General features: G+C 43.0%; 19 protein-coding genes. 12 read left to right on the top strand and 7 right to left on the bottom strand.

The genetic code is table 11. From position 1 onward, the window contains the following. The first annotated feature begins 22 nt into the window (after window positions 1-22). The 5 genes from tmk to DCO17_RS05195 all read left to right on the top strand — a co-directional run bounded on the left by tmk (window position 23) and on the right by DCO17_RS05195 (window position 3,929). Complete coding sequence (gene tmk, locus DCO17_RS05175) at window positions 23-652, top strand: dTMP kinase (RefSeq protein WP_173955712.1); 630 nt, start codon at window positions 23-25, stop codon at window positions 650-652. Window positions 653-662: 10 nt separating this feature from the next. Then, window positions 663-1,796 (top strand): DNA polymerase III delta subunit-related protein, encoded by a 1,134-nt coding sequence (locus tag DCO17_RS05180; protein ID WP_173955713.1) that lies wholly within the window; start codon window positions 663-665, stop codon window positions 1,794-1,796. A gap of 41 nt (window positions 1,797-1,837) precedes the next feature. After that, a complete protein-coding gene (locus tag DCO17_RS05185; protein ID WP_173955714.1) occupies window positions 1,838-2,626 on the top strand; it encodes a TatD family hydrolase in 789 nt (262 codons plus the stop codon). 2 nt (window positions 2,627-2,628) lie between these two features. After that, entirely contained in the window at window positions 2,629-3,339 is a 711-nt protein-coding gene (locus DCO17_RS05190) for an ankyrin repeat domain-containing protein (RefSeq protein WP_173955715.1), read from the top strand. A 71-nt stretch (window positions 3,340-3,410) separates the two neighbouring features. Beyond that, complete coding sequence (locus DCO17_RS05195; protein WP_173955716.1) at window positions 3,411-3,929, top strand: ion channel; 519 nt, start codon at window positions 3,411-3,413, stop codon at window positions 3,927-3,929. On the opposite strand, the gene DCO17_RS05200 is transcribed toward DCO17_RS05195, so the two are convergent. The 5 genes from DCO17_RS05200 to hyi form a co-directional block, all read right to left on the bottom strand. Continuing rightward, the gene (locus tag DCO17_RS05200; RefSeq protein WP_254598820.1) at window positions 3,926-4,735 is read right to left on the bottom strand and encodes a DUF3108 domain-containing protein; all 810 of its coding nucleotides are present in this window, start codon (window positions 4,733-4,735) and stop codon (window positions 3,926-3,928) included. The genes DCO17_RS05195 and DCO17_RS05200 overlap by 4 nt on opposite strands. A 213-nt stretch (window positions 4,736-4,948) precedes the next feature. Next, the gene (locus DCO17_RS05205; protein ID WP_437342817.1) at window positions 4,949-5,518 is read right to left on the bottom strand and encodes an HNH endonuclease; all 570 of its coding nucleotides are present in this window, start codon (window positions 5,516-5,518) and stop codon (window positions 4,949-4,951) included. A 99-nt stretch (window positions 5,519-5,617) separates the two neighbouring features. Further along, window positions 5,618-6,205, bottom strand: coding sequence for a YqiA/YcfP family alpha/beta fold hydrolase (locus tag DCO17_RS05210; RefSeq protein WP_173955718.1), 588 nt, complete (start codon window positions 6,203-6,205; stop codon window positions 5,618-5,620). A gap of 15 nt (window positions 6,206-6,220) precedes the next feature. Then, window positions 6,221-7,120, bottom strand: a complete 900-nt coding sequence (gene glxR, locus DCO17_RS05215; RefSeq protein ID WP_437342818.1) for a 2-hydroxy-3-oxopropionate reductase — start codon at window positions 7,118-7,120, stop codon at window positions 6,221-6,223. Window positions 7,121-7,155: 35 nt separating this feature from the next. Then, a complete protein-coding gene (gene hyi / locus DCO17_RS05220; RefSeq protein ID WP_173955719.1) occupies window positions 7,156-7,935 on the bottom strand; it encodes a hydroxypyruvate isomerase in 780 nt (259 codons plus the stop codon). 145 nt (window positions 7,936-8,080) lie between these two features. Here hyi and DCO17_RS05225 point away from each other — a divergent pair, with 145 nt between their 5' ends. Both DCO17_RS05225 and DCO17_RS05230 read left to right on the top strand, forming a co-directional pair. Continuing rightward, on the top strand, window positions 8,081-8,686 hold the full coding sequence (locus DCO17_RS05225; protein ID WP_173955720.1) for a hypothetical protein: 606 nt from the start codon (window positions 8,081-8,083) through the stop codon (window positions 8,684-8,686). Between the two features lie 4 nt (window positions 8,687-8,690). After that, window positions 8,691-9,551, top strand: coding sequence for a M48 family metallopeptidase (locus DCO17_RS05230; protein WP_173955721.1), 861 nt, complete (start codon window positions 8,691-8,693; stop codon window positions 9,549-9,551). Between the two features lie 15 nt (window positions 9,552-9,566). Here DCO17_RS05230 and DCO17_RS05235 read toward each other — a convergent pair whose 3' ends face one another. Continuing rightward, entirely contained in the window at window positions 9,567-9,809 is a 243-nt protein-coding gene (locus DCO17_RS05235) for a hypothetical protein (protein WP_173955722.1), read from the bottom strand. Window positions 9,810-9,872: 63 nt separating this feature from the next. Continuing rightward, window positions 9,873-10,322, bottom strand: coding sequence for a DUF4118 domain-containing protein (locus tag DCO17_RS05240; RefSeq protein WP_173955723.1), 450 nt, complete (start codon window positions 10,320-10,322; stop codon window positions 9,873-9,875). 45 nt (window positions 10,323-10,367) lie between these two features. On the opposite strand from DCO17_RS05240, the gene DCO17_RS05245 reads away from it, so the two are divergent. The 5 genes from DCO17_RS05245 (at window position 10,368) to DCO17_RS05265 (ending at window position 15,282) form a co-directional block, all read left to right on the top strand. Then, window positions 10,368-11,246, top strand: a complete 879-nt coding sequence (locus DCO17_RS05245) for an alpha/beta hydrolase (protein ID WP_173955724.1) — start codon at window positions 10,368-10,370, stop codon at window positions 11,244-11,246. A 1-nt stretch (window position 11,247) separates the two neighbouring features. Further along, the gene (locus DCO17_RS05250; protein ID WP_173955725.1) at window positions 11,248-12,477 is read left to right on the top strand and encodes a TolC family protein; all 1,230 of its coding nucleotides are present in this window, start codon (window positions 11,248-11,250) and stop codon (window positions 12,475-12,477) included. A 23-nt stretch (window positions 12,478-12,500) separates the two neighbouring features. Then, a complete protein-coding gene (locus DCO17_RS05255) occupies window positions 12,501-12,944 on the top strand; it encodes a hypothetical protein (RefSeq protein WP_217425449.1) in 444 nt (147 codons plus the stop codon). Between the two features lie 290 nt (window positions 12,945-13,234). Then, window positions 13,235-14,443 (top strand): tyrosine-type recombinase/integrase, encoded by a 1,209-nt coding sequence (locus DCO17_RS05260; protein WP_173955727.1) that lies wholly within the window; start codon window positions 13,235-13,237, stop codon window positions 14,441-14,443. A gap of 2 nt (window positions 14,444-14,445) precedes the next feature. Further along, window positions 14,446-15,282 (top strand): hypothetical protein, encoded by an 837-nt coding sequence (locus DCO17_RS05265; RefSeq protein ID WP_173955728.1) that lies wholly within the window; start codon window positions 14,446-14,448, stop codon window positions 15,280-15,282. Window positions 15,283-15,309 lie beyond the last annotated feature (27 nt).

Raw genomic sequence — 15,309 nt, forward strand, 5'->3', positions numbered from 1 at the left:
ACAACAGACTTATAAGATCACCATGAATTCAGGATATTTCATTAGCTTTGAGGGCATTGATGGCGCCGGAAAAAGTACGCACATCGATAGCTTTTGCAAACTGATCCAAGGTCGCTACCCAGATCGAGGGGTGGTAGTAACTCGTGAGCCTGGCGGAACAGCTTTGGGCGAACAATTACGAAGTCTGTTGCTCGATGCCCCCATGAATCTTGAAACGGAAGCGCTTCTCATGTTTGCGGCAAGACGTGAACATATTGCCCAGGTCATTGAGCCTGCGCTAAGAGCTGGAAATATTGTGATTTCAGATCGATTTACCGATGCTAGCTTTGCATACCAAGGAGGAGGGCGGGGGCTAAGCATCGCCAAATTAAATGATCTAGAGCGCTGGGTTCAGGGCCAAGCAGATGGCTCTTTGCTTCAGCCAAATCTCACTATCTTGTTTGATTTGCCTGGGGAAGTGGCCGAGGCTCGTCGCTCAAAAGTGCGAACCCCTGACAAATTCGAAAAAATGGATCTCAACTTTTTTGAGAAAGTTCGACAGGAATATTTAAGGCGCGCCAAAGAAGATCCAAAGCGCTTTCATTTGGTAGATGCAACCCAAACCCCAGAAATAATCTGGAGTGGTTTAGAGTGTCTGGAAATCAAGATTTGATTGGCATTTGATGTTTCCCGCTATTGAACAAGAAATCAAAATTGCGCCATGGCTTAAGCCGCTGTGGTCGAGCTTGGATTTTGATCGTTTTCCCAATGCGATTTTGATTCATGGGCAATCAGGGATAGGAAAATTCGCATTCGCTGTTGAGCTTGCCAAGGCGTTGTTATGTGAATCCACAACTCCATCTGGAAAGCCATGCAATCAATGCGATGGTTGTCATTGGTTTAATACAGGAAACCATCCAGACTTTACGGCTTTAGTTCCGGAAACTCATCGAAAATTGCTGCCGCAAGCTGACTATGAGTCGGATGAGCCTGCCAAGAAATCACGCAATATAAAAGATGATGATTCGGAATCCAGCGAGAAAAAAGAAAAGAAGAACATTTCAATAGAAGAGACTAGAAGCGCCATTGAGGGCCTATCTATAGGATCCCACCGAGGTGGCAATCGCGTGATCCTAATTTACCCGCTGGAGATGTTGCGATCTGATTCTGCCAACACCTTACTCAAGTCTCTTGAGGAGCCACCAGATAAAACTATTTTTATCTTATTGGCTGATAGGGTAGATCGTGTACTTCCAACAATACGCTCGCGTTGCAGATTATTAACCGCCCCTAGACCCGATCGGTCAACTGGTTTAGCCTGGCTTAAATCTCAGCTTAGCTCTTCCCCAGAAATCAAGGTTGCTGACAGTGATATCGAAACAATTTTTGACGAGCAGGGTGGGGCACCCTATGCAGTTCTGGAATCATTGATCGCCAGACATCACAAAGACGAGAAGGATGAACTCACCATCTCTATTGCAGCTTCGCGAGTGTTGCTTCAATCTATGTCGCAGGGCGCACGAATTAATTGGCTAGAGACTTCAGAAAAGATTCATAAGGCGCAATATGCATTTTTATTAGCCACCATTCAACGCTGGATCTCTGATCTTCAATTGGTGAACGGGGGCGGTGTACCACGATACTACCCAAAACATATTGGTACGTTGAAGAGCCTCTCGCAATCAGTCCAAACTATCAAGTTGCTTCAATTTTGGAAATCCCTTCTTCAGGCCCGCCGATCTGAAAATCACCCCATAGCCGCCCGCGTTCAATTAGAGGCTTTGCTGTCTCAATATCAACAAGTTTTTGAGGTCTAGACCAGGTCCTTAATTAACTCAGACAGTCTAAAATGGGGCCTATGTTCATTGATTCCCATTGCCATCTCGATTTTCCAGAGTTCCAAAGTCGTCTACCTGAAGTTTTGGCGAACATGAAAGCTGCCAAAGTTAGTCATGCACTTTGTGTTTCAGTCGATATTCCGGATTTTCCAAATGTCCTGAAGTTAGCCCAAGAAAATGACAATCTGTATGCATCGGTGGGAGTTCATCCAGACTATGAAGATACTCCAGAGCCCACTGAGGAATTTTTGGTGGATACTGCCTCCAAGAACCCCAAAATTATCGCGATTGGTGAAACTGGCCTTGATTACTACCGCATGGGCGACCGAAGCTATGAGTCCATGGAGTGGCAACGAGATCGATTTAGAACCCATATTCGCGCAGCCATAAAGGTCAAAAAACCTTTAATCATTCACACTCGTTCAGCTTCAGCCGATACCATTCAAATCATGAAAGAAGAGGGTGCTGATGCCATCGGCGGGGTAATGCATTGCTTCACCGAGAACTACGAAGTGGCCAAGCAAGCTATGGATTTGGGTTTTTATGTCTCTTTTTCTGGAATTGTGACCTTTAAGAGCGCTAAAGACCTCCAAGAGACTTGCAAGAAAATCCCCCTTGAACGCATGCTAATTGAGACCGATTCTCCTTATTTGGCGCCCATTCCGTATCGCGGCAAAACCAATGAACCAGCTTGGGTTTCTAAGGTGGGTGAATTTATAGCCGATCTTAGGGGTGTAACTGTAAATGTACTCGCAGATCAGACATCCAAGAATTTTTATCAATGTTTTCAATTAAATAGAGTTATTTAGAAATGTATTTTCTTAAAAAATGTTCCCTTGTATTTGGGCTGCTTTTAACTGTAGCAGCCTTTAAGGTGGGTGCTCAGACCACTTCGCAAGCAGAGGATTTTGCAAAAGCAGCGAAATTTGATGATGTTTCTGAAGTGAAATCATTGATTTCCAAGGGTGTTAGCCCAAATATAGTGGATTCAAAAGGCAACCCGATGCTGGTATTGGCAATTAAGGACCGATCTACCAAAGTCACAGAGGTATTACTCCAAAACCGTAATATTGACGTAGATCTATCCAATAAGTATGGTGAAACGCCTCTAATGATGGCCTCCATTGAAGGTGATTTACCCTTAGTTAAAACTCTAGTTCTGCAAAACAAGGCTCGTATTGACCATATTGGCTGGACACCACTGCATTACGCATGCGCTAAAGGCAATCTTGATGTTGCAAAGTTTCTAGTGGCAAATGGTGCTGTAGTTGACTCAAATGCCTTAAACGGCACAACACCATTGATGATGGCAGTTCAGTCGGGCAATGAAGACCTCATTCGCTTCCTGCTTGAGAATGGCGCGGACATTCGCTTACGAAATACACAAGGATTCTCAGCCATTGATATAGCTGAAATCTACGACAAGCCATGGATTGCTGATGGCTTAAAGTCACGCTGGCAGAGGCTATATAAACAGCCATATCCAGGTCCTTTGAAGGCGCTCCCTACAAAAGCTACATAAATGCTATTTGCGTATAATCATTATTATGTCAAATAAGAAATAAAGCCAATAATCCTATACACGCTCCAGCTATGCCAAACCTTATCCAGAACGTTGACCTACCCAGCTTTGTAAATCTATTCAATGAGATTAATGCCGACATCGCAAATAGCCAGATATGGATTGTGATGTTGAGCGCATGCTTGATGCTTGCAGTGCATGCGGTTGTAGTTTTAGGCATTGCCAGCGCGTTTCATTACATTGATAACGTTATGTCACGCCATAACATCCATGGCGCTAGCTTTCTTTCGTACTTCATAGCCATATTTTTAGTAATAGCAATCCATTTTGCAGAAATCATTATCTGGGCCTACATTTGCGTGGCATTTAAGGTCTTTCCGACCAATCCACAGACCTTCTTCTTTGCTGGCGAAATGTATACAACCGTCGGTTATGGGGATTACAAGTTGACGGAACAATGGAGAATATTGCCAATCATCATCTCATTTACAGGCATATTTGCCGTATCTATGTCAGGTGCAGCGCTGTACACAATGATGGGTTCTTTAATCAATAAGAACGGTAGTCAAGCCCCTAAGCAACCAAGTTAGTTCAAAACAGCGCTTGGAGTTGGGTTTAAAGCAATAGGATTCTTTTGCTTAAAAACTAGCTCCAGAACACGCCCATTAGCTTCTAGAGAGCGAATTCGACCAGGAAGCCACTCAAGGTCTTTAGCTAACCAGATGTCTACCTGTCGTTTATAGGGGTCATTTTCCCGCTGCATTAATGCGTAATGTCGATTTATTGACTTACCAAGGCTTGGAATATCTTCATTGACAGCCTCCCCATAGCTTTTGAAATGCCACTGATCTAGTGTGTTGTAGTCAACAACAGGTATGGATCGAACAGTTCCTGGCTCATCAATTTTACTGTCCCCATTAAGAAGCGATGCCAATTGAAACATCAGACTAAATCGATCTTGAGTACCCGGAACTATATTGGGTGTGAATTCGGGCTTCTCTGAGAAAAACATCTGCCCTCCTCCATTTGGATCTCGATCGAAACGGGAGTAGCGTGGCGGCCTAGTGCCACGTTGCGACCAATAAATGGCCGGGGCAATACCAAATGAGTCAACCGTTCCTCTTGATTCAAAGACAAAGGGGCCAACAAATGCATAAGGTATGTTTACGTATAGACGGTAGGAGTTTCCATCCGCAATCCAATCAATTTCACCTGTTTGCAACTTCTGACCATCAACAAAGGAATCGTAATAAATGGTTCCCGATTCTGGTAACTTAAACGGAACTCCAGCTTGATTGAATGCACCCCCTTGGGTGATTAAGTTTGAGGCTTGGTTATCCAGCAAATCATTTGAAGGGGTTTGTTCCTTAGGTTTTGGCTTAGGAGCTCTGGTCACTTGAATTTTTTTCGGAGGCTCCGATTTCAATTCAGATCTAATTATTAAATCATCTGAGACTTCCGGAATGGTGGAAAAGGAAATGAACGGTAGTCCAAAAAATAGAATGAGATGCCCCAATAAAGATAGGAGCAAGGCAATTAGAAGGATTCGCAAAGATTGTTTGCGAAAAAGTGAGCTCATACTAGATTGCAATACTAGCAAGTGTTGACTTTATGTCAGACCCTCAAGAAGTCGACTGTTTCTCGGAAGGTTAGCCGCCAAGAAATCCATTTGATCTGCCAAAATATTGCGCCCCTTCAAAATCATATCTTCATAGAGACTAGGTAGGTATGGCGTATAAAGCAAACTCATTCCAGCCTGCTCAGGAGTGCGATTACCCTTGCGCTGATTGCAAGGCCTGCATGAAATAACAAGATTCATCCAGGAATACTTTCCGCCTCTGCTATTGGGAATAATATGTTCTGCTTCAGCACAACTCTCCGAAATAGCATCTCCACAGTAAGCGCAGAGACCGCGATCACGTTTAAACAATTTGTGTTTAGTAATTACAGGGACTACATCAAAAAGATTGATTTTTGAACTACCCTTAACGGCAATGATCGAATGGAGCTCAATAATGGATTGCGTACCGCTGACTCGAGATATGCCGCCACGCATACGCATAATAGGGTCGCCTAATGTCCAAAGAACACTGCTCTCCGCATAATGCTTGGTAGCACCTTCTGCGTTCACCCAGCCTTGGGGAATTCCACCAGCGTCTAATTTCAAGATGCTCAGCACAATCTCTCCTTTCCAGGCCGCTTCAAAATGCCTTATCTTTAAGCGGTCGTTTTGAGCATCTTACCGAAGAAGCAAAATGCAATCAACAGAGAGAATCTTTTAGGCGGAGATAAATTTCAGTACTTGAGGAAGATGGTCTGCGTAGTCCGCAATACCATGGTCGCTACCTTCAAGTACAAGGTGTTTGGCTCCTGGATAAAAGCCAACCATCTCTTGCCAGTCCAGAAGTTCATCACCCTTAGCGGCAATCAAAAAATATCGGGATGGATTGCTAATTTTTTCAACTTGCAAAGATTTAAGTTCATCTATGTATTCGGGGCGAAAGTCAAAAGGCTCATCGCTGTCATAAGCGGTCATCATGCCAACGTGTGGAGCCAACTCTCTTGCCGCTCTAACTGCAGGATTTAAAACAACAGCTTTGCAGTCATATTTTTCAGCAAGGTAATTTGCATAGAATCCACCAAGCGAAGAACCCACTACCACTATTCGATCGGCGCCTGTTCGATTAATGTGATCCTCGACCATTGCCATGCTTTCCTTGGGTGATGCAAGTAATTGTGGGCAATACCATTCAAATGGATTCTCTAGGCTTGATATAGCTTTGATCCCTTCGCCTGTCATTACTGCCTTACTAGACCGCGGCGAAGAGCGAAACCCATGTAAATAAACCAATAGCGTTGTGCTCATAAAGATTGAAGTCGATTAGGACTTCTGCCCTACTTCAAAGTTAGCCATCATCTCCAGAGCTTTAACCATTGCTGAATGATCCCAGCCTTTTCCACCATGAGCCGAGCAAGAATTAAAAAGCTCTTGTGCTGTCGCTGTATTCGGAAGAGATACGCCAAGTGATCTTGCGCTATTAAGGGCTAAGTTCAAATCCTTCTGATGGAGTTCAATACGAAAACCTGGATCGAATGTACGCTTTACCATTCGCTCACCATGAACTTCTAGAATCTTTGAACCAGCAAAACCACCCATCAATGCCTGACGAACTTTAGCTGGATCTGCGCCAGCTTTTGAAGCAAATAACAAAGCCTCTGCAACGGCTTCAATATTCAATGCAACGATGATTTGGTTTGCAACCTTTGCGGTTTGTCCATCACCATTGCCACCTACTAGATTGATGTTCTTACCCATCAGATCTAGAACTGGCTTAACCTTATTAAATACGCCCTCATCACCACCGACCATAATCGAAAGAGTTGCGTTCTTAGCGCCAACTTCACCACCAGATACTGGAGCGTCTAAATAATCGCACCCAAGCGCATTAATTTTTTTAGCAAACTCTTTTGTAGCGATTGGGGATATCGAACTCATATCCACAACAATCTTTCCTTTACTCAATCCTGCCGCAACACCATTTTCTCCAAAGAGAGCTTTTTCAACATCTGGGGTGTCAGGAACCATTGTGAAGATAATGTCTGCATTCTGCGCCACTTCTTTGGGGCTAGGGCATTGCTTGGCTTTTGAGTAAGCAAGCAATTCAGGTACTTTACTGCGCGTATTGATGAAAACAGAATGTCCAGCATTTACTAAATGACTAGCCATAGGCGCACCCATAATGCCAAGCCCAATGAATCCTAGGTTTAATTGATTACTCATGATGTCTCCGGCTTTAATTGTTATCTATAAATGTTTTAAGAAGTATGTTCGCTTAACCAAGTAAGACCTGCCTCGGTAGTGTTTGCTGGCTTATATTCGCAGCCGATCCACCCTTTGTAACCGATACGGTCAAGATGCTTGAAGAGGTAACGAAAGTTAATCTCACCAGTGCCTGGTTCGTTGCGTCCAGGATTGTCTGCAAGTTGAATATGGGCAATACGTGGCAGATATTTTTGAATGGTATTTGCCAGCTCACCTTCCATGCGTTGAGCGTGATAAATATCATATTGAAGATAGAGGTTATCAGCCCCCACTTCATCCATAATTTCAATTGCTTTTTCAGTTCTGGATAAATAAAACCCAGGAATATCATATGTATTAATCGGTTCAATTAATAAACGCAAATTTGCCTTCTTTAATTCAGAAGCAGCAAAGCGTAGATTATCAATAAAGGTCGCACGCACAACATCAGAGTTTGCGCCCTCTGGGGTTTTACCTGCCAAGCAATTTAGTTGCCCAACGCCTAGAGTCTTTGCATATTCAACAGCCTTAGAAACCCCTGATCGAAACTCATCTACTCTTTCAGGGTGACATGCAATGCCACGCTCACCCGCATCCCAATCTCCAGCAGGCAAATTATGGAGGACCAATTGCAATTGATTCTTGTCTAATTGTGCTTTGATTTCCTGAGCAGAAAATGGATATGGAAAAAGGAATTCAACGGCTTTGAATCCTGTTTTACCAGCCAAGTTGAAGCGCTCTAAAAATGGAGCTTCGTTAAAAAGCATAGTTAAGTTAGCGGCAAACTGTGGCATTGGATCCTTTTGAAATACAGATTAAGCAAGAATCTTAACAAAGATGAGAATATTCATCAGAAGCATGAATCAGGTCCTAAATAGCTAATTTTGAAGAAAATTGCGCTAATATTGATAGCAAGATAGTTTACTTATAAGGAACAGAATGAATATTCAATTTATTAAAGCCTCCTTAGGGCTTATAGCTGCAACTACTCTCTCAGCCGCAGCTGTTGCACAAAGTAATGCGAACCCAGCCTCTAGTAAACCTATGGTGATTGATGCTGCAGTAGTCGACAATAGTTATTCCCTTTATGAGGGTGATGTTGTTAAGGTTGACAAGAAAACTCGCACCATCACTTTTAAGAATAAAGAAGGTGAATCTAAATTTGTTGCTGGACCTGAAATTACCAATTTCAATCAAATTAAAAAAGGCGATCATCTCAATGTGACTTATCAACTCGCCGTGGCAATTGAGTTAATTAAGACAAAGAGTGATGGCGTGCGCAGTAAAGTGGAAACCAATACTGTCACAACCTCTAAGGCAAATGAAAAACCAGCTGAAACTATCGCCAATAAGACCACTATCGTAGCCGACATTGTTGAAGTAAACCGCGAGAAAAAACTAGTTTCAGTAAAAGGACCGAGCGGAAAAGTGACCACCGTTACTGTCAAAAACCCAGCCCTATTAGCTGATGTTAACGTGGGTGAGCAGGTAAAGGTAATCTACTACGACGCTATGGCAGCCTCAATAACAGCTCCTAAGAAGTAACTAGATGCAGTTTTTGGTTGTATGCAGTAAGGTTTTTCTTGGTCTAACTTTAACCACCCTGCTTCTGGCCTGCGCTAATACAACAAGGTCAGGAGCAGTTGGTGTTGATCGATCCCAATTCTTAATGGTGCCCGCTTCTCAGGTGGATCGCATATCTGCAGCTAGCTATAGCGAGCAAAACCAAAAGGCTAAAGAGAAAAATATTCTTATCACCTCCGGCCCTGCCTACGATAGGCTAAAGACCATCTCCACACGACTAATTGCTCAAACTGGAGTTTTTCGTGATGATACGCAGCAGTGGAATTGGCAGCTTGTACTTATCAACGCCCCTATACTCAATGCAACATGCGCTCCAGGCGGAAAGATTACTTTTTATACAGGGCTAATTGAGCAATTAAACCTGACTGATGATGAAATTGCAGCCATCATGGGACACGAGATTGCACATGCATTAAGAGAGCATGGACGTGAGCGTCTATCGCAAGCCATGGCTCAAAGCGCTGTGGCTAATATCGCCATGGCTGTTGCTGGGCCTTATGGTTCAGCAGTAAGCGCTGCAAATCAAGCAGCTCAATATGTTCTCGTTTTACCAAATTCACGTCAGAACGAATCTGAAGCAGATGCGATTGGATTAGAACTTGCGGCCAGAGCTGGATATAACCCCAAGGCATCAATTAGCGTATGGCAAAAGATGAATAAAGCCACAGAGGGTAAAGGCACATTTGAGTTCTTATCCACTCACCCATCAGGCGATACTCGAATCGAGCAACTTACAGAACTGATGCCTGCTGTTGAGCCACTGTATTTAGCATCCCAAACTCCCAGAAAGTCTAATACAGCAATTCAAAAAATAAAGCAGCAATAGAAGCCAGTCTTTTAATTACTTCTTGTTTGGCGTATTTGATGATTTCTGAGTTTGAGCATCTTGCTTTGCAGGGGCAACCGGGGAAGGCGCAGCCTTAGGCGCTGGAGTTGCGGCTGGGGCTGGTGAGGCCGGACTTGGTTTAGCAGCCCCCGTAGCCGAAGTGGGCGAACTCCGCTCAAATGGGTTAAAGCCCAAACCAGCCGAATAAGCGGGAATAGACAACAGTAAGCCAGACAGAATTGCTAAAATTTTATGCATCGCGCAATTCTTACATAGACTAGGGAAATTTGCATTAACACTAGCAATTAAAAAAGAAAAAACCTACGAAACAAGGTTTTTTGCTCTTTTTAGTGAGCTACTAGCCTCGCTAAGTAGTTGAAAATTGCTATTGCTTACCCTGCTCATCAATTCAGTTTTATAGCGCTCCCGCTGAAGCCACTCTACAATCCCTACGGCAATCAAGGCAATCAGGATATAAGAACAAAATACAAAACCGTCTTGTGGCGTTGGCGTATCAAAGGAATCAAAGGGTGGAACAAAGAAAAAGAAGGCCAAAGGGATAGAAAGCAGAATTGTTAGAAGACTTGGCAGATAACCATAAAAAAGGGCTATGACAATCGTATTCATAATGAAAAAAGTCATGGGAATGTTGCCCTGCAAAAACCCATGCAAACTAAAGCGTATGCAAAAAGCAACAAACACGCCAAATAAAGCAAAGAAGTAGGCTTCTGGACCGCTTTTTGCCCATCGCTTCGAATTTAATATTTTCATAGGTAATAATGAAGCCTTACAAAATTGGTCCGTTTAAGCACCTGTATGAGCGCTTTACCTAATAACCCAGAACGTTTTGAATCATTCTACCAAGGCAATTCAGGGCATGCAGTAATTTTGCTGCCTGGTTTATGCGGGTCAGCCTTGGAAATGGGGGTAATCCCCCGTCTACTTCAGCAATCCAATTTAACTTATGTAATTCCTAGAATACCAGGCTATTCAGCACATACAGCCTTAACGGATTACCCAGAATGGATTGAGTTTGTCGATCAACTGTGTAGCGAGCTTCAAGAATCACATGAATCTGTATCTATAGTTGGCCTAAGCATGGGCGCCACCCTTGCGTTGTCAGTTGCCAGCAGAAATCAAAAACTTCAAAGCCTCTGCATCCTGTCCCCAGTTTTAATTTTTGACGGCTGGTCGGTGCCCTGGTACCACCCATTTCTCTCTCTGATTTACAAAGTTGGCATAAGAAACTGGCATTACAAGGAGTCAGAGCCATTTGGAGTTAAAAATAAAGAGCTAAGGCGTCATATTCGTAAAGCCGTCCAAGCAAACACTGTAAGCGAACTTGGTGCTGCACATTTGCCAGCTAAGCACCTTTACCAATCCTTGCAATTGATTAAGGACGCCAAAAAATCGTTGAGTGAGGTAAAAAGTGATACTTTAATCATTCATGCAATTGATGATGAAACGGCTTCGCCAAAAAATCCAGACATGATTCTTCGCGCCATCTCCTCAGAAACCAGGCGGGTTATATGGCTTGGTAACTCTTACCACATGATTACTGTAGATAATGAGAGAGAAATCGTTGCTAACGAAGTAATCAACTTCATTAAGCAAGGCTACGAGAAGTCATCTTTAATTCACAACTTAAATGCTAATACCCCCAATCTCATCATAAAGAATAGAGGGGCTAATTAAGGTGTCTTATAAAAATTCTATTCTGCTTATAGGTTTATATTTTATTTCTTATTGCAACCTATCTTTCTGTCAAAATTTTCCTCCTTTCAAGACACAAGGAACCAACTTTCAGGCAATAACGCTCGCCTCCTTTTTAAATGAGCTGAACGAGAAAAATTCAACCATTAAAGTAAAAAGACTTAATTCAGATTCGGCGTCAGCAGTTGCAAAACAGGCTGGAATGCCGCATCTTAGCCCCCTGCTCACCTACTCAAAAGGCAGCATCTATACACAACAGCCTTATGTTGGCTATACAAACCCCTCATCAAATACATTTGGGGCGACAGTAACGGTAGAGGGATGGGGGAAGCGCTCTGCTCGCGAGGCTTACGCACAGGCCGAAGCAAATCGACAGCTTGCAGAAATGGTTAATGAATCGAGATCCGTCGAAACCCAGGCCATCTTTAACTATGTTGATGCGTTGCGCACCAAATTACTTTGGCAAAGCTATCAGGCAGCCATTGATCAACTAAGCTTACTCAATACAACTGATTCCACTAGATATAAGGATGAATTTATTTCATCACAAAAAGTCTTAAGCAATGATTTAAAGTTCTTTTCTTACGGCCTACTGAACTATTTAGGTGAGCCTACCCAGACATTGCCTTTACCTGTTGGAACTTTAAACGTCCCACCAAAATCTCTCGATGTAAACACCTTAATATCTCATGCACAGGAAAAAAGACCGGATATCTCAACAAACAAAGCTTCAATTGAGTCGGCATCTGCAAATCTAGAGTTGGTTCAGGCAAATAGAAATGTAGACTTTATGCCCGGTGTTTACTATACCGAGACACCCCCCTATACCTCCAGTGGAACAGGATATGGATCCCAAAAATCATTCAGCTTTATTTTGACGGTGCCTTTAGGGAATGGCTTTATTGATAACTCGGAGGTCATAGTAGCTTCAAACGCTGTAACTGAGCATGAGGCTAACTTGGCGTCGACAAAAACAAAAATTGTGACCGAAATTAATCAAACCTATTTACAGTATGAATCGGCAAAGGAACGACTAAAAAATGCCAATGCAGCATTTAAGCAAGTTAGCGGTCAAAAAAATAATAGTTTGGCTGGAATTCTGAAATATCGTGATGTGGAATCGGAGCTGATAGAGGCCAGAGCCATTCATGCAAAAACCCTGATACTATTAGAGCGAATTAGCGGCAACTTTGATGTGCCAAGCCTTAACTAAATAACTTTGAAGGCAAATTTGTAATGAGAAATAACCTTTCTAACGCGTTTTTTTCACTATTGCTGCTAATGGTCTCAACCTTTTTTTGCAGTATTAGTCAAGCTACTACAACTGCTCAAACTTTAGCGCAGCAACAAGAAGCCGCAAAAGAGGCGGCAGCCAAAGCCGCTGCTGCTGCAGCCGCAGCTAAGGCAGCCGCAGCTGCTACAACTGCAAAAACTACAGCGACTAATGCTGCAGTTGCTACAACTGTTACGGCCACTAAACCAGTGGTTGTGACTGAAAAAACAGCTTCAACAACATCTGCTGCCAATCCTTTAAAGCCTGTAACCACTCTTGTTAGTAAAGCAACTGCCCCACTGCCAATAGCTAGAGCAGAAAAGTCGGCCAATCAGGCAGCAAGCTCAGGCGGCCCTACAGACTCTAACGGCTACATAACAGGGTCACCCACTTCATCTCAGCAATAATTGCTTTAATCCAATGAAGTAAATAAAAAAGCCTCCAAGTCGGAGGCTTTTTTATTTAGAAATTTGGCGGAACGGACGGCTTAGCCTAGGGGTGTATGGCTATGAGTTCGATTGGATGCTATTAGCTTCACTAAGACACCCTAACCCATTGTCTTTAATAAAGAAATTGTTATCACTTAAGTGATAACTGCCCCTAAAAGGCTTCGAGTCATACATTGGAATCTAAAGCGATTCACCTCATTACAGAGGTGGATTTTGGTAACAAACTTTGGTAACTAATGGAGAAGCAAATGACTATCAAGCTCGACTATCAAACAGTCAAAAACCTCAAGCAACCCGGCCGCTACACAGATGCTCTTGTAAAAGGGTTGCACATCTGGGTAAAACCGAATCTCAATAAGTATTGGATCTTCCGATTTACTCACAATGGGAAACAACACAACACCAGCCTTGGATCCTTCCCTGCGCTGTCTATTGCTGACGCTCGATTAAAGACTCAGCAAGCTCGTGATGAGCTTACCAAGGGCACAAACCCCGTAGCAGCCAAAAGGGCTTCTAAAGCCTTAAAACAGGCTGTAGAAACAGAAAAGGTTCGATTCAAAGACTTTGCTCATTCTTGCATTCAGACTAAACGCGCCGAGTGGACCAACCAAAAGCATGGCGATCAATGGGAGTACACATTAGAAGAGTTTGCCTACCCCATTATCGGGGAGAAATTTCTTGACGAAATAACTATGGAAGACATCTTGGAGATCCTTAATCCAATCTGGACCACCAAAACTGAAACCGCCTCAAGATTACGTGGGCGAATTGAATGGGTGTTGGCCGCAGCTACCACGCGAAAACTGCGCTCTGGTATTAATCCAGCTCAGTGGAAAAATTACCTTCAAACCATTCTGCCAGCGCCTAACAAGATTAAGAAAGTTGAGCACCATAAGGCCCTGCCCTATCGTCAAGTTCCGGCACTTGTTGCCCAACTTCGGGAAATGGACTCCATGGGTGCCCTAGCTCTTGAGTTTCTCATTCTGAACGCCTCACGAACTGGCGAGGTTATTGGAGGCCTACGCAGCGAAATTGATGGTGATGTTTGGACGATACCCGGAAGTCGTATGAAGGCCAAAAAGGAACATCGAGTTCCCCTATGCAAACGATCATTAGAAATACTAGAGATTGCCAAAGCAAAAGACGAAGATAGTAAATACCTCTTCTCTCGTAATGGGAGAATGATTACCAACATGGCAATGCCGATGATGCTGCGTAGAGCAAAAGTAGATGCCACAGTTCATGGTTTTAGATCATCCTTTAGAGACTGGGTTTCGGAGGAAACGAGTCACTCAGCAGAAGTTGCTGAAATGTCGCTGGCCCACACAATTAGAAATACTGTGGAAAGAGCGTACAGAAGAAAAGACTTGCTTGAGAAACGTAGACAGTTATTAAATGATTGGGAACGGTACTGCAATATAGTTAACGAAAATGTAATTGAATTGAAGGCGGCTTAAATATGAGTGAAGCAGAATTAAGAGAGGCTATGGAGGAACATTTGGCTCAGCTAGAGAGTGCCCTTAAAGCCCAAAGGAAGAGGCTTGGAGCAAAGGCCAAGAATGATCCTGATACGCTGAAACTAGAACAACTTGTTGGCGCACTGAAAATCGCCGATACAAAAACAATTTTGAGGGCAGCAGTAGCCGATATACAAGCAAAAAGATTAAATCGAAAACCAAGAAAAGGTCGAGTTTCTCTACAGGACAAAATTGATGAAGCCTATGAAGAATGGATCATCAGAAGCAAAGGGCTTGAATACGATCCTAATTCTCCTATTGAGCTTTATTCCACCGAAAAAGGTCGTCAAAAGAGGATTGATGAACTAAAGCCAATATTGATGAGTGAGAGTAAGGAGTGGCTTGCACAGGAACTTGGGTACGCTGCAACAACTGTGGAAGAACTTAATCAATATGTAGAAGTACAACGCAATGAAATCAGGTTTCTTTCTGAGCAATTTGAATCCTTCTACAGCGGCAGAAAGAAAACAGTTCAAAAACAAAGCAAGGGTAAAGAAAAACGATTCAAGGAAAATAACGATTGCTTAAAAGCGGCATTCAAGAAATTTGAAAAGATCCTAAATCGACCTATTAAATCTGAAGATTTCTCCTTTTATGTAGTTGTCCTTGAGCACTACTTCCCTATTCCACCAGCTCCCGAAATTTCTGACTCTGGAGGAGAGGAATGGGCCATCAAAACCGTTAGAAACTACTTTGAAAAAGCAACTGGACTCTCAGCAAAATTCAGCAAGAGAGAAGTTTCAAGACTAAAGAAGGAACACTTCAGTGATAACCGGTAAAAACACCACGTGAGCAAGAAACTGACA

Origin of the sequence: Polynucleobacter tropicus (genome assembly GCF_013307225.1) — a bacterium.
Lineage (GTDB): Bacteria > Pseudomonadota > Gammaproteobacteria > Burkholderiales > Burkholderiaceae > Polynucleobacter > Polynucleobacter tropicus.